The organism is Arthrobacter monumenti, assembly GCF_054511255.1.
On the sequence record NZ_JBTNCY010000018.1, the window covers coordinates 1 to 23837 of the forward strand.

A 23837-nucleotide genomic window follows, 5' to 3' on the forward strand; every position below is an offset into this window, starting at 1 on the left:
CGCCTGCCCGCCTGCCCGCCTGCCCGCCTGCCCGCCTGCCCGCCTGCCCGCCTGCCCGCCTGCCCGCCTGCCCGCCTGCCCGCCTGCCCGCCTGCCCGCCTGCCCGCCTGCGAAGAGAATACCGGCTGCGAAGAGAATACCGGCTGCGGAATTGTCGGCAGGGGATGACAAAATAGCTGCGTGGCACTACATGACTCCCTTATTCCGTTACTGGGTTCCGGCCCCGAGCCGGAGCAACTCATGTCGGTGCACGAAATTCCAGCCCGCGATGCCGTAGTAGCCGGCTGGCCGGGGTGGGCTCACCCAGACATCGTGGCTGCTTATGCCGGCCTGGGGGTCCACGAACCATGGAAGCACCAAATCGAGGCAGCCGATCTGGCGCATCACGGAAGACACACCGTGGTCGCCACCGGAACCGCCTCAGGCAAATCCCTCGCCTACCAGTTGCCGGCGCTCGATGCCATCCACCGTGGTGAGCTCGAAGCCAGGGTCTCCCTCGCGCCAGCCGGAGCCGTTTCCCTCTACCTCTCGCCGACCAAGGCGCTGGCCGCCGACCAGCTTGCCGCAGTCCAGTCATTACAGCTGCCCACCGTCAGGGCGGCCACTTACGATGGCGACACCGAGACGGCCGAACGGCGGTGGATCCGGGACCATGCCAATTTCGTGCTGGCCAACCCCGACATGCTGCATTTCGGCATCCTGCCCAACCATGTCCGTTGGGCCAGGTTCTTCCGTCGGCTCGAATACGTCATCATTGACGAGGCCCACAGCTACCGCGGCGTCTTCGGGTCCCATGTTGCCAACCTCCTGCGCCGGTTGCGGCGGATCTGCTCGTACTACGGCGCCGATCCGGTGTTCATTGGCGCATCCGCCACCTCCTCGGATCCGCAAAAGTCCTTCGGCCGGCTGATCGGCGACGACGTCACGGCGGTCACCCAGGACACCTCCCCGCACGGATCCACCACGGTGGCCATGTGGGAACCGGTGCTGACCGAGTTGAAGGGGGAGAACGGAGCGCGCCAACGTAGATCCGTCATCGCCGAAACCTCGGATCTGCTGGCCAATCTGGTCAGTGCACAGGTCCGGACCATCGCCTTCATCAAGTCCCGGCGCGGAGCCGAAACCATTGCCACCATTGCCAAGCGGATGCTCGACGATGTCGACCCCAGCCTGCCGGGCCGAGTGGCCGCGTACCGTTCCGGCTATTTGCCGGAGGAACGGAGGTTGCTCGAACAGGCTTTGCGCAGCGGCGAGCTGCTCGGCGTCTCCAGCACCTCGGCGCTTGAGCTGGGTATCGATATTTCGGGTCTCGATGCTGTCCTGGTGGCCGGTTGGCCCGGCACACGTGCGTCCTTGTTCCAGCAGATCGGACGGGCAGGACGGGCAGGGCAGAGCGCCGTAGCGGCATTCGTTGCCAGCGACGATCCATTGGACACGTACCTCGTTCATCATCCGGAGGCGATCTTCGACCTTGACGTGGAGGCGACGGTTTTTGATCCGTCCAACCCCTACGTTCTCGGCCCGCATCTCTGTGCCGCTGCCGCTGAACTTCCCCTGACGCCGGCAGAGCTTGCCTTGTTCGGAACGACGGCGGGAACGGTCCTGGACAAGCTGGTCGCCGATGGATTCCTCCGCCGCCGGCCGGCGGGCTGGTTTTGGACCCACAGTCAGAGTGCAGCCGCCATGGTCAACCTCAGGGCTGACGGTGGCGGGCCTATCAACATTGTCGAATCCAGTACAGGCACCGTGCTCGGCACGATGGATTCGCCACAGTGCCAGTACCAGGCCCATACCGGCGCTGTGTATGTACATCAGGGTGCCTCCTATGTAGTGGAAGAGCTCAACGAGCAGGACCATTGCGCCGTCGTCCACCGGGCCAACCCCGACTACTACACGACGGCCCGGGACGTCACCCAGATCGAGGTCGTCGAATCGCTGATCAACACCCACTGGGGTGGCGTTGAAGTGCATTTCGGGGACGTAAAAGTGACGACCCAGGTCGTGTCCTTCCAGCGCAAGGCGCTGGTGTCGAACGAGATTCTCGGTGAGGAACCGCTGGATCTTAAGGCCAGGGATCTCTTTACCAAGGCCGTGTGGTTTGTTACTGATTCGTCCTCCTTGGCCGAAGGCGGCGTGGCCGAACCCGATATTCCAGGTTCGTTGCATGCCGCCGAGCACGCTGCCATCGGATTGCTTCCATTGGTGGCCTCCAGCGACCGTTGGGACATTGGCGGCGTGTCGACGGCTCTGCACGCCGATACCGAAAAACCCACGATCTTTGTCTATGACGGCCATCCCGGTGGTGCCGGGTTTGCCGAACGGGGGTTTGAAGCGGCGCAGGTGTGGCTGCAGGCGACCCGCGACGCCATTGCCGCGTGCGAATGCGATGCCGGTTGTCCCTCCTGCGTCCAATCACCCAAATGCGGTAACCGGAATAATCCGCTGGACAAGGATGGAGCGGTGAAGCTCCTCGATGTCCTGCTGACTTCGGCCCGGCCTCTCTAACAAACATCAGTCTTGCGGCGGCCCGGCACGCGACCGGCCGGTGGCTTCGCCCCAGGGCCGCGGCAAGTCGACGCTCGTCGTCACATCAACTATCACGCCACCGCCGACCACCCGACAGCTGTCCAGGTCGACATCATTACGGTCGGCCACCTCAGCCGCAACGTCACACGGTCGGCCGCTGGTCAATCCCCGTGCCGCGTCGGCCGCCGCAAGCGCGGCAAGATCCGCCGCGGATGCAGCCCGGCCGGCGCCAACAACCACCTGGCCGACGACCAGCACCGCCAGGGTCAGCGTAATCAGCACCAAGGCCAGGCCCGCTCCCATGACGGTTCCGGAACCTTCCTCCTTCCTATTGGTCACGGAGTCCACAGCGCGGCTCCTCGGGGTAACAACGTGCGCTGATCCAGATCGTCCCGGCATCGCCCGTAACCCCTGTTGGGGTAACCGGCAGCGAGGATGGCCCCGGGCTGTAGGGTGACCGCTGAGCCATAGCTTCGGCGACTATCGGCCACTGGACCAGGCCGGACAGTGGTCCCTCGACGTGGGCGCTCACCCGGACCCGGGACCAGTCGCCTTCGGTGGATACATCCACCTCGGCCGCCGGTCCGGCTATCCGCCGTGCGGTGGAGGCAGCGGCAGCCGCGGTTTCACCACGCGCGGCTGCCCTGGCCCCTGCCCATGCAGCTTCCTCCAATCGAAGCTGCGTCACTCCGATCACCACACAGACCAGCAGCAGCGCCAGAATTCCCGTCAACGCCGGAAGAGTGACGGCTAATTCTGCTGTGACCGACCCTCTCTCCGGCGTCCGGCGCCTGCTCATTCGCATCCTGATCTAGCCCAGCGTCAATGCCTGCTCGATGATGGTCATGAGAAACCCGCGCACCTCATCGCTGCGCAGGATCACTACCAGCAGACCGGCAAAACCCACCGCAGCCAACGTCGCGATAGCATATTCAGCTGTCGCCATGCCGGCCTCGGAATTCCGGAGCCTCGAACGCCAGCCAGCGCTGGGAGAACCGGAGGCGCCGGGGAACAGCTCGACGACGTTGTCCTGCACCCTGCGCTCACCACCCGTAGGGGCAGCCTCCGGGCAGCGTGGACCGGCGGTGGTAAATGTGCCCGGTTCCGGTTCGGCGCTGATCTGTTCGGCGGCCTGGCCTCCGTTGCCGCGGGCGAGTTGATACGCCCGCCCAGCACCCGCCGTCGTGGCAGTGGTACGGGCCTTGCGATATGACAATGACATGGTTTTCCTCCTGTGTTCGCCGCTGTAATCAACGGTTATTACAGCTTTGCGGCCCTGCCGCGGAGCCGAAAGGTACCGTTGGCTCTAAGTGGATAACGTGCCGGGCGGGACAACCTGTGGAGGATGCGTCGACGGTAGTCAGCCGAGCGTCGGCAACATGGCGAGCAGTACCGGCAGCACTCCGATACAGACGAAGGCCGGCAATGAGCACAGCCCCATGGGCAGCACAAGCCTCACACCCAGCGCTGCGGCCCGCTGTTCCGCTTCACGGTAGCTGCGGCGGCGCATCTGTTGAGCCTGGGCTGATAAGAGCGCGGATGAGGGCGCGCCGGTCGCCGCTGCAAAGCCGAGTCCTTCTTCCAGCTCTTTCAGTACGGCAGCCGATTCACTATTCGACGCCGCTGCCCACGATTGCTCCCAACCAGCGCCGAGCCGCATCGCCGACACGACGGTCGTCAACCCCCGGCCGGTCTGTTCACCCGTTATGGTACTGAGCACCGTCAGCGTCTGCTCAAGGGACGAACCTGCCTCCAGCATGGAACCGGCCAGTTCCAGCATGATTGGCGCCTGGAGGTCCGTGCGGCTGGACATTCCGCCAACGCCGGGTTGCTCTGTGCCGGCCGTTCCGGAGTCCGCGGCCGACCATCTTCCATCCTGAAGCTGTAGCAAAAGTACGGCTGCCGAGAGCAGCAGCACGATCAGGACCGCGGCTGTCATGGCGACGGCTCCCGCCGGCATCAGGACGGCCTCTCCGCTGCCGCCACCATCTTGTTGGACCACATCCTGCCCGCGGCCATCAGCGCTGTCCCGACTCCAAGCGCGGCCAGGCCAATAGGTGTGCCAACCAGCATCGCCAATGGATCGACGCCCATCAGCAGGCCCAGTCCGAGCCCGAAGAAGGGAAGCCAGCCCAACAGCTTAACCGTCGCCCGGGGACCTGCCAAAGCAGACTGCCTGGCCGCTTCGGCGTCCAACTCCGCTTCCAGCTGGACGGCGTACCGGCCGAGGAGTTTGGACAACGGCGCCCCGCTCAGCTCCGCGACATCCCAACAAGCGGCGAGATCGGTCCAGATTCTGCAGGTGGTCCGCTGCCGCATTCTCGCTCCTGCCCTTCCGGAAGGTCTTGCCGCGCCATGGTGCCGCAACACTTCGGCGACGCTATGTCCCAGAGCGGCAGCCCGGTCGGCCGCATAGAGGACGGCCAGAAGCTGATCGGGTCCCTCATCATTTCTCCGGGCGGATGCTGCTGGCGCAGATTCCCGGTTCTCCCGCTGCACATGAGACCGGGCTGCTTCCGCCCAGATGATCTGCGACGACCGTCCCGCCTCGAGCAGAGCTGCCAGCTGATGGACGAGCAGCGGCATCAGCCACGGATCCGGTGCATCCCGGCGGCTGGTCCCAGGCAGGATGTGGCCAACCATCTGCCGGATACGGGTCGCCGGCCGCGCCCGGGCGGCATGACCTGCTGCCAGGCGGCGCCGGCCTGCAGGCAGATCGTACAGTCCCGCTCCGCCCCGGACGCCCGGTCTCAGCAACAGCGAACTTCCGATAAACAAAATAAGAGACGTCAGCAGTGCGACCATCAGCAGTCCGCCTCACCAATCCGATCCCGCAGCGCTTCCCAGCCGACGTGCCGGATCAGCTGGGAATCCGGGCCCATCCGGGCGGCCGGACGGACCGAGACTGAGCCGTCATCCGTGTCTTCCAGAACCGCAATTTCGCTGACCTGCCTGCCGGTGCTGGAACGCTCTACGTGGATTATCACGTCCACAGCACTGACTGTCTGAAGCGCGACTGCATCCCGGCTCATCCCAGCCAGCGCTCCGAGTGCAGCCAACCTCGCGGGTACAGATCTGGCGGTGTTGGCGTGGATCGTGCCTCCCCCGCCGGAGTGGCCGGTGTTCATTGCGGCCAGCAGTTCGCGCACCTCTGCGCCTCTGCACTCGCCGACGATGAGCCGATCGGGACGCATCCGCAGTGCTTGCCGGACAAGTTCGGCCAGATCGACGACGCCTGTGCCCTCAAGGTTTCCGTGCCGGCTCTGCATTCCAACGACATGGCCATGGCGGGGATTCAGCTCCGCGGCATCCTCTATTAACACCAGCCGGTCTGCCGGGTCGCAGAGGCTGAGCAGTGAGGACAGTAGTGTCGTCTTGCCGGAACCGGTTGCGCCGCTGATGAGGAAGTTCGCCCTCACATCGACGAGTTGCTGCAGGAGCGCCGCCATCGGAACGCTCAAGGTGCCTGCTGCGATTAACTCGTCAAGAGTGAATACTTCTGACCGGCCGATCCGTACGGACAGCAACGTCCCGGCCGTCGAAATAGGTGGCAGAACAGCGTGAATGCGGTAGCCGCCCTCCAACCTCACATCCACGCACGGTGACCCATCATCGAGGCGCCTCCCGCCTGCCGCCACCAGCCGTGTCGCCAGCGCCCTAACCTGCGACTCGCTGTCGAAACGGACGTCGCTCTGCTCGGGGCCGGCTCCACAATCGACCCAGACCGAATCGGTTCCGTTGACGAAGATATCCGTCACCGCAGGGTCCTTAACCAAAGGCTGCAGCGGACCAAGTCCGCTGAGTTCAGCACGGATACGTTCCACCGCATCCAAGGTTCCAGCTGTACCGAGCAACTGCCCGCTCGACTGCACGGCTGCCGCAACCCTGGTTGAGGTCACGGGACCGGAATCCGCCATCACCGCCTTACGGACCGAGCTGACCAACTCGTCGTTCCTCAAAGATCCGCCCTGAACCGCCGGCGTCCCCGGTCCTCCGCCGGAACGGTTGCCCGCCCTATTGAAGGCCGGCTGCCGGGCCGGCTCCGAAGGGCCATCGCCATTCCAACCGCTCCCACGGTGCCGTCCGGTTGTTCCACGAGGCTGCCTCATGCTGCCGTCCGCCCCAGATCCTCGGGCAACACCTGCAACAGCGAATCCGTCAGGCGGCGCACACTCCGTCTGGTGCAGTAGCTCAGTAATTGACCGTTCTCGGAGGCCGCCCGGAGCCCACGTTCGGGCCTCCAATATGCCGTCAAAGGATAGCCCGCCGATTCCGACACCAAGTGGGCATCGGCACCGGCCAGCAGCGGCCCCCTGACGACCAGGGACAGCGGTTGATGACGGATACGTCTGCTGAGCAGCCGGGCGGCCGCCGCTGCCCTAACCCGTGCCGGGACCACCAACACCAGACTGTCGCAGTGCCGCTCCGCGGCCTCCAGGCCGGCTTCGCTTCTGCCCAGATCCACAACAGTCAGACTGTAGCCACGGCGGGCAGCTGCGAAGACTTCATTTCCAACCTCTCCTGGTACGACCGCCGAAGGAAATGCCGCCACGGCGGAATCTGCCTCACCATCCCCTGCCATCCGTTGACGGAAAGACAACAACGAGAATCCGCCGGTTTCCGGCAGGGAGCGCTGCAGCTGGGACGGGTTAATGCTGCCCCGGGCGGAGAACATATCCTCCCACCGGATCCCAGGCACATCTTCAGCACCTATCGCCATGTCGAGCCCGCCGCCCCACGGGTCAGCGTCGACCAACAGCGTTTGCCTGCCCGATGCGCCCGAGGCACAGGCCAGCCAGGCGGCAAGTGTCGAAGCTCCGGCGCCGCCGCAACCGCCCAGTACACCGACGATGTGGTTGGAGGCCGTCCCCGGAGTTTCAAGTTTGGCCAGGAACTCGGCAAGCCAGCCGGCTGCCTCCGGCAGAACCGCTACCCGTTCAGCTCCCAACGCCGCAGCCTGTTCCCAGAGCGCATCGCCCTCGCCCGCCAGCCCAATCAGCACCAGAGAGGCCCACCTGCCACCTTGGACTTCCGATATATCGCTCCCGACCAGGACCGTTCCTACAGCATCGGAATCACCCGCCAGCTCCCTGAAGCTGGCGGCGATACGCAAAGGTGTGGACGCCGCCGTCGCAATGCGGGAAATTTCCTCGCGAAGGAACTCCGAAGCGGTGACGAGTGCGACGCCGGGAACCTGTTGCTCAGGCAGCCACGCACGGTCGGCCTGGTTCGATGACATGTCGGACCGCCGGCGGGCGGAGCGCCGGGACGGACGTTGAATTGAATCTGGCATCTTTCAACCGTGCCGTTCCGAAGTGCCAACCGCGATCCCCCTTCCGCTCATTGTGGAGGTTATGACCTGAAAAGCAGTCTGTGGAGGACAAGACGCTGTCAGGAGCCCGGCTCCATCAAGGCAGAATGGAGGCATGTATCTCGTCCTCGGCACGTCCTCGAACACTGTGGGCAGTACCCCGGGCGGCGCGGATTCCGCGGCGGGAGCCGATACGTTCCTTTTGCCCGTGCACGATGACGGATCTCCCGCTGGTGAAGCCAGCCCTTTCCCGCGCAGCCAGCTTGCCGCCGTCGTCCGTCAACATGAAGCGGCACGGCCGCGGTGGGTGTTTGAACGCACCCAGGACTGGTACCCCGCGCTCCTGCGTGAGAGCACCGCCGTCGAACGCTGCCATGACCTTTCGCTCTCCGGTGCGATCCTGGCCCAGTCCGAATTCACCTCGGCCTCCGACTACGCCGCACGGAACCGGGCGAAACCACCGGAGTCCGAACCGGAGTTGCCGCGGGCAGTGCAGCCGGTGCCGGCGCCAGCCGACCAGTTCACGCTCTTCGATCAGCCGGCGGCTGCCGGTACTGCGGTGGAGGATCTGGCGGCTGAACTGGCTGGCCAGCTCGAAGCCATCCGGACCTCCAGCCACCGGGGGCGGACGCAGTTATTGATCGCGGCCGAGTCGGCAGGCGCGCTGATCGCCGCCGAGATGCAGCATGCCGGACTCCCGTGGCGGGTCGATATCCACGAACAGATCCTTACCGAGGCGCTCGGTCCGCGCCCGCCTGTGGATGCGCGGCCGCGGAAACTGGAGGAACTTGCCGTTCAACTGCGGCAGGCACTGAACGCCCCGTCCTTCAATCCGGATTCCCCGCAGGAGCTGATCCGGACTCTTCACCGTTCCGGAATTGAGGTTAAGAGCACCCGATCCTGGGAGCTGGAGCAGCACCAACATGCCGCAATCGGCCCGCTGCTGGAGTACAAGAAACTCTCCCGGCTGCTGGCGGCCAACGGCTGGAGTTGGCTGGACGCCTGGGTCCAGGATGGACGGTTCCGGCCGGAATACGTCGTCGGTGGCGTGGTGACCGGGCGCTGGGCTTCCCGCGGCGGCGGTGCGCTGCAGATACCGAAGGTGATCCGCGACGCTGCCCGCCCGGATGCGGGCCACCGGCTCGTGGTGGCCGATGCCGCGCAGCTGGAACCGCGGGTGCTGGCCGCGCTGGCGCAGGATTCGCAGCTCGCCAAGGCCGCCCAGGGGAAAGACCTCTACGCCGGAATCGCCGCACAGGGTTTCGGTGACCGGGCAACCGCGAAAATTGCCGTGCTGGGCGCGATGTACGGGGCGACGACGGGCGAATCCGGACGGTTGATGCCACAGCTGGCGAAGACCTATCCGCGGGCGGTCGGCTTCGTGGAGCAGGCTGCCCGGACCGGAGAGGCGGGCGGGACCGTCAGTTCCTTCCTCGGCCGCAGCAGCCCGCCGCCGTCGGAAAGTTGGCGACAGTCGCAGTCCACGGCCAGTGCCGAGGAGCAACGGCGCGCGGACACGCTCGCCCGCACCCGGGGCAGATTTACGCGGAACTTCGTGGTGCAATCGACGGCGGCAGAGTGGGCGATGTGCTGGCTGGCGGAATTACGACGGCGGCTGCGGGCTTCCGCCGCTGAGGCCGGTGGAACCCCGGCCGGGCAGCTGGTGTTTTTCCTGCATGACGAGGTGGTCGTGCACTCCCCGGCCGACCGGGCGGAAGAAGCAGCCGGATACGTGTCCGAGGCTGCCGAGGCAGCGACGAAGTTAATGTTCGGCGAAATCCCTATCGATTTCGCTGTCCAGACCCTGATCGTCGATTCCTATGCCGACGCTAAATAGGGGTCTGCAGCGGCGGTGGGCACCGCTACGCGCCGGGGACCGGCCAGCCTTCGTAGGAACCTTATAAAGGCGCCGGGATCTCCAGTGTCTCGTCCCACGGAAGAGTCCAGCCGAGCTGCTCAAACAACTGACTCAGCACCATCGCGGTGAAACCCCAGACCACCAGATTGTTCACGGTGAAGGACGGGCTGCGGAAAGTTTGCGAGTTCCGGGTGACAGTCGCGGTGCGGCGGTTTGCAGGAGCGAGCAAGTCCTGGACCGGAACCCGGAAGACCTGCGCGGATTCGCCATAGTCAACGACGTCGACGGGTGACGGCGATGCCCACCACGCGAGCACGGGGGTCACCAGGAAGTTACTGACCGGCAGACCGACCTCGTGCAAAGTCCCCAGAATTTCGACGCCGGCAGGGTCCAGTCCAGTCTCCTCGACCGCTTCACGCAGCGCCGCCGCCTCCGGGCCGATATCCGACGCATCGATGCCGCCGCCGGGGAAGGAGACCTGGCCTGGATGATCCTCCAGGCCGCCGGCGCGTTCAACCAGCAGGACATCCAGATCGTCCGGGATTCGGTCTGCCCGGTTGGAAGCCGCGTGGGCAGGGATGTCGTCCAGCACGCCAAAAAGTATCAGTACGGCCGCTGGACGTGCTGTTTCGGGATCAAGCTGCATGCGCCGCCACGACTGATCGATGTGTGGCAGTTCGCCGTGCCGTGCGGTTCTAGCGAGCGCGACGAGATCGTCGTGCGCGCTGGCCATCCGCTCCTGGCCGTCGTCGCTCATGGAGCCAGGCTGTGTCCGGCGGCCCGCAACTGCGCACGGGTGTCGCCGGCACGCATCCGGGACAGCAGTTCTTCCCTGCCGGGTGCCAGTTCGTATTTGAGCAGCTTCCGGGCCTTTTCCGGGTCGGTCTCGCCTTCGCCGTAGGAAGGACAAAGGGTGGCGACCGCGCAGGCCCCGCACGCCGGTTTCTTGGCGTGGCAGACACGTCGCCCGTGGAAAATGACCCGGTGTGAAAGCATCGTCCATTCGCTGCGCTCGAAGAGGGCCGCGACGTCGGCTTCGACCTTGACAGGGTCCGCCGACTCGGTCCAGCCGAACCGGCGGGCCAGCCGGCCGAAGTGCGTATCCACCGAGATGCCGGGAATACCGAAGGCGTTGCCGAGCACCACGTTGGCGGTTTTGCGTCCGACGCCGGCGAGGGTCACCAGGTCCTCGACCCGGGAGGGCACCTCGCCGTCGTATTCATCCACGATCCTGGTGGCCAGCGCAATCAGGTTCGCCGACTTGGCCCGGTAGAACCCGGTGGCCCGGATCATGTCCTGCAGTTCCGCTTCGTTGGCCTGGGCCAACGCCGTGGCGTCCGGATATTTTTCGAACAGCGCCGGGGTGGTCATATTGACCCGCACGTCGGTTGTCTGCGCCGACAGCACCGTCGCGACCACCAGCTCGTAGGCATTCCCGAAGTCCAGCTCCGCCACAGAATATGGGTATTGCTCCGCCAGTTCCCGGTTGATTTTCCGTGCCCTGCGTTTAAGCGCGAGCGGTGATTCGACGGCTTTAGGCCGCTTCCGGGGACGCACGGCGGGCATCGTCAGGCCCGTTCGATATTGGACAGATCGCGGAGCACGCCAACCCTGCCATCGGTGTTTTGCACCAGGAATTCGTCCCCGCGGTCCTGCAGGGCAAGCACCCAGGCGCCTGGTTCGATCGCAAATACCGGCGTTCCGGTCTGCTCGTCGACGATCTCGCGCGTCTGGCCGACTGCGAACCAGAAGGCGTCGTAGGTTTCTTCCTCCTCGTAGTCCTCGTCATCGGTGCCGGAATGCGATTCCCGGGTGGCTCCGAAGGACTGCGGGGCATGGTGCTGCTCCTGATTCCAAGGCTCGTCGTCGCGGCTGTCCTGTCCGACGTCGTAGCGGTCGTCATGTCCGGCGTCCTGTGCCGTAGGGTCCCAGGCATCGCTGCGCGGCTCGTTGTGTCCGACGGCGGGGAACGCGGCCGTTCCGGTGGAGGGCCACTCGTCACGGCCTGCATCCCCGTATGTGTCGGTACCGCCATCCCCGTACGCGCCCGTGCCGCTGTAATCGTAGTCTTCATCCCGGCCACCGGCGTGCTGCTCCCGGTTGCCGACGGAACCTGCACCAAATACTCCCCGGCGGACCCCGTCCTGTTCCTCGGCTGCGGGCTGCTTCGACTGCTTCTCCGGCTTGGCGGGTTTGGCGGGCTTGGCGGGCTTAGCGGGCTTAGCCGGTTTGGGTTCGGGCTGCACGGCTTCGCGGGCCATCACATGCGCAGAGGCTTCCGTCCGGCCGGCGAATTCCGGCTTGAAGAAGAACAGATGGGGACTCAAGGTCGTCGACGCCACCAGGCCGAGAGCGCCGATGAATGCCAGCAGCGGCGCGATGCCGAAGGCGCCGACGGTGACTATGAAGAAGTAAGCGGCCGCGAAAAGCGCAACCACGGAACCGAACTGGTCCACGGACAAGGACCCGATACGCATCCTCGTTCCCGGCGAGAGCCGGCGTGCCGCAAACAGCACGGCCACGATGAGTGGAAGCAGGATGCCCAGGCCCAGGAAGAACAACGACGTCGAATTCCACAGATTGCTGTAAAAACCGGGAGCGATGCCGACCGGGACGAGGCTTCCGATGAACATCAAGGCCACCGAACCGAGAACGACAACATCGCGGAGCGTGAACGGGCCGAGATATGCCTGTGGACGTGTGCCGCCGCCGGACACAGCCTCCCGGGACCCCGCCGTCGAGGACTCAACCTCCGTGGATCCTGCCTCCGAAGATGCAGTCTCTGGCGCCTCAGCCTCCGGAGCGCGTTCTGATGCCTTATCAGCATCCCCGGTCTGCTCAACTTGATTATCAGTCACCTTGGTCTCCTTTGTTACCGCCGAGTCGCCTGCGGCAGTCCCAGCCAGCGCGGTGCTTCTGTGTACGTCTGGTTTGTACTCTGCGCACCCATAATGGTGCCTGTTCTGCTCAACGTCCAGCCTAGTAAACCGTACGGTGCATCTCTAGCTGGAAAGTTCTGTGTCGCCCATGGGTTCATGTGTTGTTCGCCGCAGAAATGACACCGCTTATTGCCGTCCACCATGTGACGGGGCACACGCACAGCCGTTGTGGGGATAGTCTGGAAAGTAGTGAACCGGGCCACGAAGCCGCGGGCCGGTACTTGGTAATGGATCCGATCCTTGAAGAGGTTAAAGATGTCTCAAGACAACGCAACGTCGGCACAGTCAGGGCAGTCACAAGGAGATGCGCTGGAGAACCTGCTGCACGAGGGCCGCCAGTTTCCGCCCAGTGACGATTTCGCCGCCAATGCGGTAGCCAAACCATCGGTCTATGACGAGGCCAAGTCCGAGGGAACCGAATTCTGGGCACGCCAGGCACGCGAGCTGCTGAGCTGGGAACAGGATTTCAGCCAGACGCTCGATTGGTCCGAGGCGCCATTCGCGAAATGGTTCGTCGGCGGCAAGGTCAATGCGGCCTACAACGCACTGGACCGCCATGTGGAGGCAGGCAATGGTTCCAGGGTGGCAATAAACTTCGAAGGTGAACCAGGCGATGTCCGCAGGATCACCTACGCCGAGCTGACCGACCAGGTCAAGCAAGCGGCCAACACGATGGAATCTCTCGGGGTCAAGAAGGGCGACCGGGTTGCGATCTACCTTCCGATGATTCCGGAAGCCGTTGTTTCCATGCTGGCGTGCGCCCGCATCGGCGCCGTGCACTCGGTGGTCTTCGGCGGCTTCTCCTCGGACGCGCTGCGCAACCGGATCGACGACGCCGAAGCGAAGCTGGTCATCACCGCCGACGGCACCTACCGCCGCGGCAAGCCGAGTCCGCTCAAGAACGCCGTTGACGACGCGCTGGCCGACGGGAAGTCGACGGTCGAGCACGTCCTGGTCGTCAAGCGCAATGAGGAAACGGTGGAATGGACCGAGGGCCGGGACCTGTGGTGGGACAAAACCGTCGGCACAGCAAGCAAGGACCACACCGCCGTCGGACATGATTCCGAGCACCCGCTGTACATTCTCTATACCTCCGGCACTACGGGTAAACCGAAGGGCATCCTGCACACCACCGGCGGCTACCTGACCCAGTGCGCCTATACGCACAAGAATGTCTTCGACCTGAAGCCGGAGAAGGACGTTTACTGGTGTGCGGCCGACATCGGCTGGGTCACCGGGCACAGCTACATCACCTACGGGCCGCTCCTGAACGGCGCCAGCGTCGTGATGTATGAAGGAACGCCGGATACCCCGCATCAGGGCCGCTGGTGGGAGATCGTGGAGAAGTACAAGGTTTCCATCCTTTACGCTGCTCCGACGGCAATCCGCACCATGATGAAGTGGGGCGAGGACATCCCGGCGAAGTACAACCTCTCGTCGCTGCGCGTTCTCGGATCCGTCGGTGAGCCGATCAACCCCGAGGCCTGGATGTGGTACCGCCGGGTGATTGGTTCGGACGCCACGCCCATTGTGGATACGTGGTGGCAGACCGAAACCGGCGCCATCATGATCTCCCCGCTTCCCGGCATCACGGCCGCCAAGCCCGGCTCGGCGCAGGTCGCGCTGCCCGGTATTAATGTCGACGTCGTTGACGAGTCAGGTGAGTCGGTCCCCAACGGTTCCGGCGGCTACCTGGTGGTGCGCGAACCCTGGCCGTCAATGCTGCGCGGTATCTGGGGCGACCCGGAGCGCTACAAGGAAACGTACTGGTCCCGTTTCAAGGACATGTACTTCGCGGGCGACGGCGCCAAGCGGGACGAGGATGGCGACATCTGGTTACTCGGGCGTGTCGATGACGTGATGAACGTGTCGGGCCACCGCCTCTCCACTACGGAAATCGAGTCGGCACTCGTCTCGCACCCGTCCGTGGCCGAGTCCGCCGTCGTCGGTGCCACCGACGAAACCACCGGCCAGGCCGTCGTCGCCTTCGTCATCCTGCGGGGCGAAGCCGCCGAGAAGGTCGCTGCACAGGGCGAAGATGCTGACACCTCGGACATTGTCGCCGAGCTGCGGAACCACGTCGGCAGGGAAATTGGTCCGATCGCCAAGCCGAGGCAAATCCTGGTCGTATCCGAGCTGCCGAAAACCCGCTCGGGCAAAATCATGCGCCGACTGCTCAAGGACGTGGCCGAAAACCGCGAGGTGGGCGACGTCTCGACCCTGGCGGACAGCAATGTCATGAACCAGATTACGCAGGGCCTCAAGAAATAGCTCAACAACCGCGGCCGACGACGATGTGGGCCGGCCGCGGCCTGGCCCTGCACCAGTACGGCCCGACCCCGCGCCGCGGCGGAATTCCATCGGTGGACGAGTCCCACCGTCACGAATCCGCCAACCCGGCGCGGGGTTTGGCATAGTTGGACCATGACTGCCTCCCCCAACAACACCGCCCGCACAGTCCTGGTTCTCAACGGCCCCAATCTGAACCTGCTCGGAACCCGCGAACCGGCTGTTTACGGCACCGCCACCCTGGCCGACGTCGAACAGTTGGCTACGGAAACGGCACAGCGCCACGGTCTCTCGGTGCAGTGCCTGCAGAGCAACCACGAGGGTGTCCTGATCGACGCCATCCACGACGCACGGGGAACAGCGGCAGCCATCCTGATCAATCCGGGCGCCTACAGCCACACGTCGGTGGCCATCCGTGACGCGCTCTCAGGAGTGGAGCTTCCGGTGGCAGAGGTGCATCTGAGCAATATCCACCGGCGCGAAGAATTCCGCCACCACTCCTACGTTTCCGGGGTGGCCGACGTCGTCATCGCCGGCGCCGGGCCACAGGGCTACGCGCTGGCGCTCGACTGGCTGGCCGCCAAACTCGTCCCGCCAGCGGTCCAGGGCTGAGCCGCAGTGGTGAGCGCGTCCAGCGACCCTGCGGCTATGAGAACAGGCCAGTCTGCAGGCGGCGCTCCGCCTGGAACGGCCGCGATCTACCGGAATTTCGGGCTGATGGAGGCTCCGGGATCCTCCGCATGCTATATCGACTGGACGCTGGGAATCAGCGAAGACCCGGAGGTGCTCGAGCTCATCGACTCGCTCCCGGGAAACAAACGCCAACCGAATCTGGTGCTCGCGGCAGCGCGGTTGGTTGGCGCCCAGATCGGCCCTTATGGCGGGTTCCGCAGTCTCCTCCTGCAGCGTTGGAACAGCATCCGGGATATCGCGCTTGCCCGGAGTACGCAGACCAACGAGGCGGGCCGCTGCGCGACGCTGCTGCCCGTTCTCGCCTCCATTGCCGAGGCCGAGGATAAACCGCTCGCACTGATTGAAGCGGGAGCCTCCGCAGGGTTATGCCTGTTCCCGGACAAGTTCAGCTACCAGTACGACGGCGGCCCCCGGCTGGATCCGGCGGGCGGGCCTGGAGCTGCGGTACTGGAATGTACGACGACGGGAAACGTTCCGGTTCCGCGCGCCGTCCCGGAGGTTGGCTGGCGTTCGGGGGTGGACCTTAATCCGCTGGACGTTACCAATCCGGACGACACAGCCTGGCTGGAGGCCCTGGTGTGGCCGGAGCAGGAATTCCGCCGCAGGCGCCTGCGCGCTGCACTGGAGGTGGCCAGCCTCGATCCGCCGCGGCTGATCCCCGGGGACGTGAACGAGCACATCGAGGCTTTGGTCCATAGCGCCCCGGAGGATTGCGCCGTCGTCGTCTTCCACTCAGCTGTGCTGCCCTATATGCCTCAGCACTCGCGCGAGCAGTTCGTCGAAACCATGCACCGGCTCCCCTGCCACTGGATCTCCAATGAGGGAGCCGGCGTCCTGCCCCAAAACGAAGCCGGCGGCGTCCTGCCGGAGGTTTCCGAACGGTTGGCGGATCTCAAGACTGAGGCGAAAGGCCGCTTCATCCTGGCGCTGGACGGTCAGCCGTTGGCCCTGACAGGTCCGCATGGGCAAAGCCTGCATTGGCTGGGCTGACGGCTCTTTTACCCACAGCTGCCGTGCGGATTCGCAGCTACTTACGCGTACATTGCCCGGACGAAACGGTTTCGGTCAGGCCGGCCGCGGACTCGGCCACCGGCCGGAGCTCGGTCAAGGTCAACGCGTAGCCAACCGGGATGTCGGCCGTCGACTTGGCGAAGACCACTCCAACCACGTTGCCCTGCCTGTCGAGCAGCGGACCACCGGAGTTGCCCTGCTCGACGTTTGCCGCCAGCTGGTACAGCTCCAGTGGTGTCGGGTCCGCGCCGTAGATGTTCTGCACCAGTACCGTCGACACACTTTGCACCGTTGCGGGTTGGGTCACCAGCGGACCACCGGATGGGTAGCCCGCGAAGGCGGCAAAGTCGCCCTCACTCAGGTTTGTTCCGAGTGGCAACGGCGCCGCCGCAAGTCCGTCAACAGCCAGTACCGCCAGATCGCGGACCGGGTCGAAATGGACAACGCGGGCGGGCAGTACTCCGCCATCGGGCACCTGCACCACGGGTTGGCGGACACCGGCCACCACGTGGGCGTTGGTGATGACCCTTTCCGGAGCCACCACAAAGCCGGAACCCGTCTGGTTCTGGCCGCATTGGAATGCGGTGCCGGAAATCTTCAGTACCGATTGGGACGCCTGGTTCAGGGCCGGTGTGTTTGTGCTGGCATCCGGAACCGGGGCCGGTTCCGCCGGACGCAGGCTCTCGACGATCTGCGGAATCCCGTCCTGGACGGCAATGGAGCGCAGTTGCGCCATTCCACTTTTCACCGGCTGCGGCGTGTACCGGTCGATGGTGCTGATGACTGTCGAGGATGAGAGCTGCTGGGAGATCAGCGGGGCACCCAGGGCGCCGATACTGAAGGCCAGCATCGACATCACCAGGACGGCCACGACCACATTCACGATGCCGCCCAGGAGCCGGTCGACCACCCGCAGGGGCGGGAAATCGAGCCAGCGGCGTACCGTGTGGCCGAGGGCGCTGCCCAGCGCATTGCCGACAATGATCAACACCACAGCCACCGCAATGGTCGCCGTCAACCGCCAGCCCTCGTCCGGAACCCATCCGCTGACCAGTGGAATCGCGAGGAATGCAGCCACCGCACCTGCGGCAAAGCCGATAATGCCGCCAAGGCTCACCACAAAGCCGACCCGCAACCCGTACACCAGGTAGGAGATTAAAATCAGGACGAGGATAACGTCCAGGATGGTGAACCCGGGCAAGGACTAATCTCCAGACAGTAGGAAAAGCAACGGCGAAGTGTTGGCTTGATTGTATTCTCCGACGCTGACAGTTTTTCCAACGTCCACGGCAGGCACATGGTTCCGGACCCGTCAGGCAGCGAAATGTTGACGTGGGCGCCCGGAATCGACACGATTACAGGGACGTGTTCCGTGTGGGAAGTGCCACTCAGGACGGATATACGGCAGACTGGCGGTAGAGCCATCACACTGACACAGGAGATTTCATGGATATCGAGGTACTGCGCCGGGCACCGTTGTTCGCTTCCCTAAGCGACGACGTGTTTGCCGCCCTGACGGATGAACTGAGCGAAGTCGACCTTTCGCGCGGAGCATCGGTCTTCCGCGAAGGCGACCAGGGCGACCAGCTGTATTTCATCGTTTCAGGCAAGATCAAGGTCGGCCGCACGGCCCCGGACGGACGTGAAAACCTCATCGCCATCCTGGGTCCGGGCGAGCTGTTCGGTGAAATGGCGCTCTTCGATCCGAGTCCCCGCAACGCGACCGCCACCGCCGTCTCCGAGACACGCCTGGCCGGCCTCAAGAACGAGAACCTGCGGACCGTACTGGAGTCCCGCCCGGAAGTGTCGGCCCAGCTGCTTCAGGCCCTGGCCCGCCGCCTGCGCCGGACCAACGAGTCACTGGCCGACCTGGTCTTCTCCGACGTGCCGGGCCGCGTGGCCAAGGCACTGCTGGACCTCGCCGACCGGTTTGGCCGTCCCGCTACCGACGGAATCCTCGTGGCGCACGAGTTGACCCAGGAAGAGCTGGCGCAACTGGTGGGCGCCTCCCGCGAGACGGTGAACAAGGCGCTGGCCGAGTTCGTCCAGCGGGGCTGGCTGCGGCTTGAGGCACGCGCCGTCGTCATTCTCGACATCCAGCGCCTGCGGCAGCGTTCCCGCTAACGTTCCCTTGCAGGAGCGCCCTCGGCCATTGCCGACGGCATATCGACTTCGAGCATAAACGCCCCGTCCCGCACCACCAGCTCCGGCTGGTACAGCCGGATGGGGCGTTTGTGCGAGAGGTACGCGATGCATCCCCGTGCCTTCGCCATTTTTTCCAGAATCACCTCGGTCGCTGGCACTGTCAGTTCGGAAAGAGTCAGTCCCCTGGTGTTTTCGACGTCGACGGCGTCGCCCAGCGTCGTTTCAGCCCGCTCGGCAATGACCTGCGATGCCGGCATCCACTGCCCCCAGACACCCTTGCTTGAGAGCACGGACGTTGTCTGGTTCACCGGCACCACGGCCGTGAAGTAGTGCGTGTCGAACCGCCGGTGCGCGAAGGAAGGGGTCAGCCAATGCGCCACCGGCTTGATCAGATCGGTTCGCAGTGACAGCCCCCGGCGCCGCATGATCCCGGCGAAAGACTGCTCCTGGCTGGCAACGGCTTCACGGTCCCGCATCCAGTCATCGCCGCGGGTTTCCTCCACCAGGGTTCCGGCATCGTGTCCGGCGAGCAGGACGCCGCTCTCTTCAAAGGTCTCCCGGATCGCGGCCACCACATACCGGCGGGCAAGCTGTGGATCGTCGAGGCCCATCATCTGCGCCCACTTGGCGGGTGCCGGTCCAAGCCAGCCCACGGCGTCGTCATCCCCCGGTTCCACGCTGCCACCGGGGAACCCGATAGTGCCGAGCGGTGAACTTCCCCGCCGGTAGCTCAGATAGGTTTCAAGACCCTGCGCACTGTCGCGCAGCAGGGCCACCGAAGCGGCCAGCCGGGGTTTACGCGGTGTGCGTTCGCCCTGTTCCGTCCAACTTTGTGCCGCCCCGTACTGATCCGGGGCGAGCGGGAAACAGCGTTTAGTCGTACTCGGCAATCAATTCCACCTCGACTGGCGCATCCATGGGCAGCACGGCTACGCCGACCGCCGATCGTGCGTGGACGCCTGCATCCCCCAGCACCTCACCGAGAAGCTCGGAGGCACCGTTAATAACGGCCGGCTGGCCGGTGAACCCGGGATCGGAGGAGACAAATCCCACAACCTTGACGACCCGCCGCAGCCGGTCCAGGTCTCCAATCTGCGTTTTAACCGCGGCAAGGGCGTTCACCGCGCACGTTGCGGCAAGCTTTTTGGCGGTTTCCGGGTCGACCTCGGCGCCGACTTTGCCGGTGGCGGGAAGTTCGCCTTTGACGAACGGCAATTGGCCGGATGTATACACATAGTTCCCGCTCACCACCGCCGGGACGTAGGCGGCCACGGGGGCTGGCACCTCCGGTAAAGAGATACCCATATCCAGCAGCCGGCGTTCGACGGCGGAGGTTACCTCGGCAGCGCTGCTTCCCTGTGATACCGGCAATCCGGCGTCGGGATTTGAAGGCGTCATGTCAGCCTTTCTCCCTCTTCATATAGGCAACCAAATTGCTTCCTTCCGGACCGGGAACGACCTGGACGAGCTCCCAGCCGTCCTCCCCCCATTGGTCCAGAATCTGCTTAGTTGCATGCACGATTAGCGGTACTGTTGCGTACTCCCATGTAGCCATGAGCTAAACACTATCTGAGGCTTGTAAAGTGGTACACATGGCAGCGCGTAAATCTCCCGTTTTTGAGACAGCTTCCACACTAGGACGGATCCTCGGTTTTCTGGGGATCAGTGCTTTGTGTGGGGTGCTGGCGGCTGGCCTCCTGGTCCCGATGGCAGCAGCCACCGGAGTCACCGCGAGCCAGTCCCTCGAGTTCTTCGACGAGTTACCCACCGAATTGGAGGTGGGTCCGCTCGCCGAGCCCTCGCGGGTGTTGGCCAAGGATGGAACACAGATCGCGAGCATCTACGCGGAGAACCGCAAGCCGGTGAAACTCGGTGAAGTGGCAGATGTGATGGAAGAAGCCATCATCGCCATCGAAGATTCCCGCTTCTACGAACACGGTGGCGTGGACGTCCAGGGCATCGCGCGCGCCGCGGCCAACAACATCATGAGTGGTGCACGCCAGGGCGCCTCCACCATCACGCAGCAGTATGTGAATAACGTCTTGAACAATGCCATCATGGCGTCCGAGAAAGACGAAGAACTGCTCATCGGGGACAACAAGGACCTCGGCGACAAGATGCGTGAAGCCAAGCTCGCCATCGCCGTCGAGAAGCGCTTCAGCAAAAAGGAAATCCTCACCGGATACCTCAACATCGTCTTCTTCAACTCCAACGCCTACGGAATTGAAGCAGCCGCGCAGTACTTCTACGGCATTCCCGCCTCCGACCTGAACCTGCAGCAGTCCGCCATGCTGGCCGGCATGGTCCGCGGACCGAGCCTCTATGACCCGACGGCCAACCCGGAAATCGCGAAGCAGCGGCGCAACGTGGTGCTCAGCGCGATGCTCCGGCAGGGGAAAATCACCGAAGAAGAGCACCAGCAGGCCACCACCGCGGACCTGGGACTCAATGTAACCCCGGTCAGCAGCGGCTGCGTTGCCGCGAATATGGCGCCGTACTTCTGCGATTACGTGCAACACGCCTTCATCTCGCACGGCGCTCCGCCGCCTCCCACCCAGGACCTGATCGAAAGCGATCCTCAAAAGGCCGAGCAAATGCAGGTAGCGCGGCAGAACTACTTCAACGACCGCGAAAAGCTGCTGCTCCGCGGCGGCCTGACCATCCAGACGACGCTCGATCCCCGTCTGCAGAAGGTTGCCCAGGCCGAGGTCAACGACACCGCCCCGCTCGGACAGAACCCGGACAAGATCGGCGCCTCGATGGTCTCGGTGGAGCCGGGGACCGGCAAGATCCTGTCCATGGCGCAGAACACCAAGCTGGTGGCACCCGAGGGCCAGTGGAGCAACGCCTATAACTTCAATGTCGACGCCGACATGGGTGGCACCGGCGGTTACCAGGTGGGCTCGACCTACAAGCCCTACACCCTGGCTGCCTGGCTTGCGGATGACCGCTCCCTGGGCGACGTCGTCGACGCCTCACAACGGATCTACGAACGCGACTTCCCATGGAAGGCCGGCAAGTGTGCTCCCAAGGATTATGAAGCGTTCGGTTATTACGATCCGAACGACCCGTTTGAGCCAACATCCGATCTGAATAACTTCTCCGACGGCTACTACAAGAAAATGTCCGTGCTGGACGGCATCGTCAAGTCCATCAACACGGCCACCATGGCCTCGGCATCCGAACTGGATCTGTGCTCCATCAGCGGGATCGCCAACGCGACCGGTCTGCACGATGGCCGGACCCAGGAGGACATCAGCAACCTGAAGATCTCTTCGCTGATTGGTGGCAGCAGCCAGTCCATCAGCCCGCTGTCCATGGCCGCATCCTTCGCGACCTTCTCATCGGGAGGCATCTACTGCCAGCCCTACGCCATCGTTTCGATCACCGACCGCAATGGGGAAAAGCTGAACATCCCGCAGCAGGACTGTGAACGCACGGTCAAGCAGGAAGTGGCCCAGGGCGTCAACTACGCTCTGGAGCAAGTGGTTGAACGCGGCTCCGGCTACTACCTCAACCCGGACGTTCCGGCCGCGCTGAAGACGGGAACGACCGACGATTCGGTCCAGACCTGGACAGTCGGTTACACCCGCGGCATCTCCACCGCCTCATGGGTCGGCAATCCCGACGAATACCGGTCCCTCGACGGACTGGAGTTCCTGGGAACAGGCAAGACCCACGAGTACGTTGACGGCGCAACCTATGCCGGCGAAGCATGGCAGGCCTATATGAAGCAGGTTGCTTCCCTCTACCCGACCGGAGAGTTCCCGAATCCTCCGAAGGACATGATCGAGCAACAGACCGAACAGGAAATTTCGCCGGACAGCGTGGATACGGACGATGCCAGCGCCTCGGCTGCAGCGCCCGCACCGACTCCTGCACCAGCGCCAGCACCTGCGCCGGCCCCCGCTCCAGCGCCGGCCCCCGCTCCAGCGCCGGCCCCCGCCCCGGCTCCAGCTCCTGCTCCGGCGCCGGCCCCCGCTCCGGCGCCCGAGCCTGAACCCGCGCCAGGCAACAGTGACTCCGGTGGCGAATCTGGTCAGGGGCCAGGCACCGGCCAGGGCCAAGGCGGCGGCGAGGCGACACGCCCCGAAGATCCGGACCAGTAGGATGACCGATATGGAAGAAGCTGGAAAGGGCGTTGCCCTCGGGACCGTGGCAGCAGCCGGGTTGGCCGGTATCGCCGGCCTCAGTGCGTTTTTTTACGCGTCCGTCATCGAACGGAACTGGTTTACGCTCCGCGAAGAGTCGGTCAACATCCTGGGTCCCGGGCAGGAGCCCCGGCGCATCCTCCATATCTCCGACATCCACATGGGTCCGAATCAAGGAGCGAAGACGAAGTGGCTGCAGGAACTGGCTGGCCTCAAGCCGGATCTCATCGTCAACACCGGTGACAACCTCGGCCACAAGAACGGTCTCGATCCGCTGCTTGAGGCGTTGAATCCCCTGCTGCAGTTCCGCGGGGTCTTTGTCCCCGGCTCCAATGATTACTACGCGCCCACGTTCAAGAACCCGGCCGCGTACCTGTTCCGCAACTCGAATGGGTCAAACAACAGGGCGCCTGCCTCGCTGCCCACCGAACGCATGCACCGGGCATTCGGACAGGCAGGATGGGTAAACCTGTCGAACCGTAACCAGTCGATGGTTTTCGACCGGATGCGGATGGACTTCAGCGGTGTGGATGACCCTCATCTGGGCCGCGACCAATACGTCGGCTTTCCGACCGGTTCTATTTCGCAGCAAGGCGCACCGCATGTCCGCATCGGAGTTGCCCATGCTCCGTATCAGCGCGTGCTCGACAACTTCACAGCCGGAGGCGCGCAGCTGATCCTGGCCGGCCACACTCACGGCGGACAGTTGCGGATTCCGGGCTACGGGGCCTTGGTCAGCAACTCAGATCTCCCGACGTGGCGCGCCCGCGGTCTGAGCCGCTGGTTCAATGGCACGCAGAGTTCGTGGCTGAATGTCTCTGCCGGAATCGGCACCTCACAGTACGCTCCGGTCCGGTTCGCCTGCCGCCCTGAAGCCGTACTGATCACGCTGAACCCGGCCTGAACGAACTGCG

At 64.3% G+C, this 23837-nt stretch carries 22 protein-coding genes; 8 read left to right on the plus strand and 14 right to left on the minus strand.

The window, feature by feature from the left end; all coding sequences use genetic code 11:
* Positions 1-180 precede the first annotated feature (180 nt).
* Positions 181-2505: a DEAD/DEAH box helicase gene (locus ACX80B_RS18125; protein ID WP_459298764.1), complete on the plus strand. Its 2325-nt coding sequence runs from the start codon at positions 181-183 to the stop codon at positions 2503-2505.
* 6 nt (positions 2506-2511) lie between these two features.
* Here ACX80B_RS18125 and ACX80B_RS18130 read toward each other — a convergent pair whose 3' ends face one another.
* The 7 genes from ACX80B_RS18130 to ssd form a co-directional block, all read right to left on the minus strand.
* Complete coding sequence (locus tag ACX80B_RS18130; protein ID WP_459298766.1) at positions 2512-2874, minus strand: Rv3654c family TadE-like protein; 363 nt, start codon at positions 2872-2874, stop codon at positions 2512-2514.
* Positions 2855-3325 (minus strand): TadE family type IV pilus minor pilin, encoded by a 471-nt coding sequence (locus tag ACX80B_RS18135; protein WP_459298768.1) that lies wholly within the window; start codon positions 3323-3325, stop codon positions 2855-2857. The genes ACX80B_RS18130 and ACX80B_RS18135 overlap by 20 nt, the downstream gene beginning before the upstream one ends.
* Before the next feature lie 12 nt (positions 3326-3337).
* A complete protein-coding gene (locus ACX80B_RS18140) occupies positions 3338-3748 on the minus strand; it encodes a DUF4244 domain-containing protein (protein WP_459298770.1) in 411 nt (136 codons plus the stop codon).
* A gap of 138 nt (positions 3749-3886) precedes the next feature.
* A complete protein-coding gene (locus ACX80B_RS18145; protein WP_459298771.1) occupies positions 3887-4528 on the minus strand; it encodes a type II secretion system F family protein in 642 nt (213 codons plus the stop codon).
* Positions 4486-5331 (minus strand): type II secretion system F family protein, encoded by an 846-nt coding sequence (locus ACX80B_RS18150; RefSeq protein ID WP_459298773.1) that lies wholly within the window; start codon positions 5329-5331, stop codon positions 4486-4488. The genes ACX80B_RS18145 and ACX80B_RS18150 overlap by 43 nt, the downstream gene beginning before the upstream one ends.
* Positions 5331-6443 (minus strand): TadA family conjugal transfer-associated ATPase, encoded by a 1113-nt coding sequence (locus ACX80B_RS18155; protein WP_459298822.1) that lies wholly within the window; start codon positions 6441-6443, stop codon positions 5331-5333. The genes ACX80B_RS18150 and ACX80B_RS18155 overlap by 1 nt, the downstream gene beginning before the upstream one ends.
* Before the next feature lie 188 nt (positions 6444-6631).
* On the minus strand, positions 6632-7819 hold the full coding sequence (gene ssd, locus ACX80B_RS18160) for a septum site-determining protein Ssd (RefSeq protein WP_459298775.1): 1188 nt from the start codon (positions 7817-7819) through the stop codon (positions 6632-6634).
* A gap of 133 nt (positions 7820-7952) precedes the next feature.
* Here ssd and ACX80B_RS18165 point away from each other — a divergent pair, with 133 nt between their 5' ends.
* Entirely contained in the window at positions 7953-9674 is a 1722-nt protein-coding gene (locus tag ACX80B_RS18165) for a bifunctional 3'-5' exonuclease/DNA polymerase (RefSeq protein WP_459298777.1), read from the plus strand.
* Between the two features lie 61 nt (positions 9675-9735).
* Here the strand turns inward: ACX80B_RS18165 and ACX80B_RS18170 are convergent, their stop codons facing one another.
* The 3 genes from ACX80B_RS18170 to ACX80B_RS18180 are packed head-to-tail and all read right to left on the minus strand — an operon-like array spanning position 9736 to position 12553.
* The gene (locus tag ACX80B_RS18170; RefSeq protein WP_459298779.1) at positions 9736-10452 is read right to left on the minus strand and encodes an NUDIX hydrolase; all 717 of its coding nucleotides are present in this window, start codon (positions 10450-10452) and stop codon (positions 9736-9738) included.
* Complete coding sequence (nth, locus tag ACX80B_RS18175) at positions 10449-11252, minus strand: endonuclease III (RefSeq protein ID WP_459298781.1); 804 nt, start codon at positions 11250-11252, stop codon at positions 10449-10451. Before nth ends, ACX80B_RS18170 begins: the two co-directional genes overlap by 4 nt.
* 11 nt (positions 11253-11263) lie before the next feature.
* Positions 11264-12553: a hypothetical protein gene (locus tag ACX80B_RS18180; RefSeq protein WP_459298783.1), complete on the minus strand. Its 1290-nt coding sequence runs from the start codon at positions 12551-12553 to the stop codon at positions 11264-11266.
* A 336-nt stretch (positions 12554-12889) separates the two neighbouring features.
* On the opposite strand from ACX80B_RS18180, the gene acs reads away from it, so the two are divergent.
* From acs to ACX80B_RS18195, 3 genes are all read left to right on the plus strand, one after another.
* A complete protein-coding gene (gene acs / locus ACX80B_RS18185) occupies positions 12890-14905 on the plus strand; it encodes an acetate--CoA ligase (RefSeq protein ID WP_459298785.1) in 2016 nt (671 codons plus the stop codon).
* Between the two features lie 153 nt (positions 14906-15058).
* Entirely contained in the window at positions 15059-15535 is a 477-nt protein-coding gene (gene aroQ / locus ACX80B_RS18190) for a type II 3-dehydroquinate dehydratase (RefSeq protein WP_459298787.1), read from the plus strand.
* 36 nt (positions 15536-15571) lie between these two features.
* On the plus strand, positions 15572-16606 hold the full coding sequence (locus ACX80B_RS18195; protein WP_459298789.1) for a DUF2332 domain-containing protein: 1035 nt from the start codon (positions 15572-15574) through the stop codon (positions 16604-16606).
* A gap of 37 nt (positions 16607-16643) precedes the next feature.
* Here the strand turns inward: ACX80B_RS18195 and ACX80B_RS18200 are convergent, their stop codons facing one another.
* The gene (locus ACX80B_RS18200; protein WP_459298791.1) at positions 16644-17828 is read right to left on the minus strand and encodes a MarP family serine protease; all 1185 of its coding nucleotides are present in this window, start codon (positions 17826-17828) and stop codon (positions 16644-16646) included.
* Between the two features lie 245 nt (positions 17829-18073).
* On the opposite strand from ACX80B_RS18200, the gene ACX80B_RS18205 reads away from it, so the two are divergent.
* Entirely contained in the window at positions 18074-18751 is a 678-nt protein-coding gene (locus ACX80B_RS18205) for a Crp/Fnr family transcriptional regulator (protein WP_026534199.1), read from the plus strand.
* On the opposite strand, the gene ACX80B_RS18210 is transcribed toward ACX80B_RS18205, so the two are convergent.
* From ACX80B_RS18210 to ACX80B_RS18220, 3 genes are all read right to left on the minus strand, one after another.
* Positions 18748-19662, minus strand: coding sequence for an NUDIX hydrolase (locus ACX80B_RS18210; RefSeq protein WP_459298793.1), 915 nt, complete (start codon positions 19660-19662; stop codon positions 18748-18750). The two genes, ACX80B_RS18205 and ACX80B_RS18210, sit on opposite strands and share 4 nt — an antisense overlap.
* Positions 19646-20077: a RidA family protein gene (locus ACX80B_RS18215; protein ID WP_459298824.1), complete on the minus strand. Its 432-nt coding sequence runs from the start codon at positions 20075-20077 to the stop codon at positions 19646-19648. The genes ACX80B_RS18210 and ACX80B_RS18215 overlap by 17 nt, the downstream gene beginning before the upstream one ends.
* A gap of 94 nt (positions 20078-20171) precedes the next feature.
* The gene (locus ACX80B_RS18220; protein ID WP_081744613.1) at positions 20172-20327 is read right to left on the minus strand and encodes a DUF4177 domain-containing protein; all 156 of its coding nucleotides are present in this window, start codon (positions 20325-20327) and stop codon (positions 20172-20174) included.
* 37 nt (positions 20328-20364) lie between these two features.
* Here ACX80B_RS18220 and ACX80B_RS18225 point away from each other — a divergent pair, with 37 nt between their 5' ends.
* Together ACX80B_RS18225 and ACX80B_RS18230 are read left to right on the plus strand one after the other, a co-directional pair.
* Positions 20365-22881, plus strand: a complete 2517-nt coding sequence (locus tag ACX80B_RS18225) for a transglycosylase domain-containing protein (protein WP_459298796.1) — start codon at positions 20365-20367, stop codon at positions 22879-22881.
* 10 nt (positions 22882-22891) lie between these two features.
* On the plus strand, positions 22892-23827 hold the full coding sequence (locus ACX80B_RS18230) for a metallophosphoesterase (RefSeq protein WP_459298798.1): 936 nt from the start codon (positions 22892-22894) through the stop codon (positions 23825-23827).
* The last annotated feature ends 10 nt before the right edge of the window (positions 23828-23837 follow it).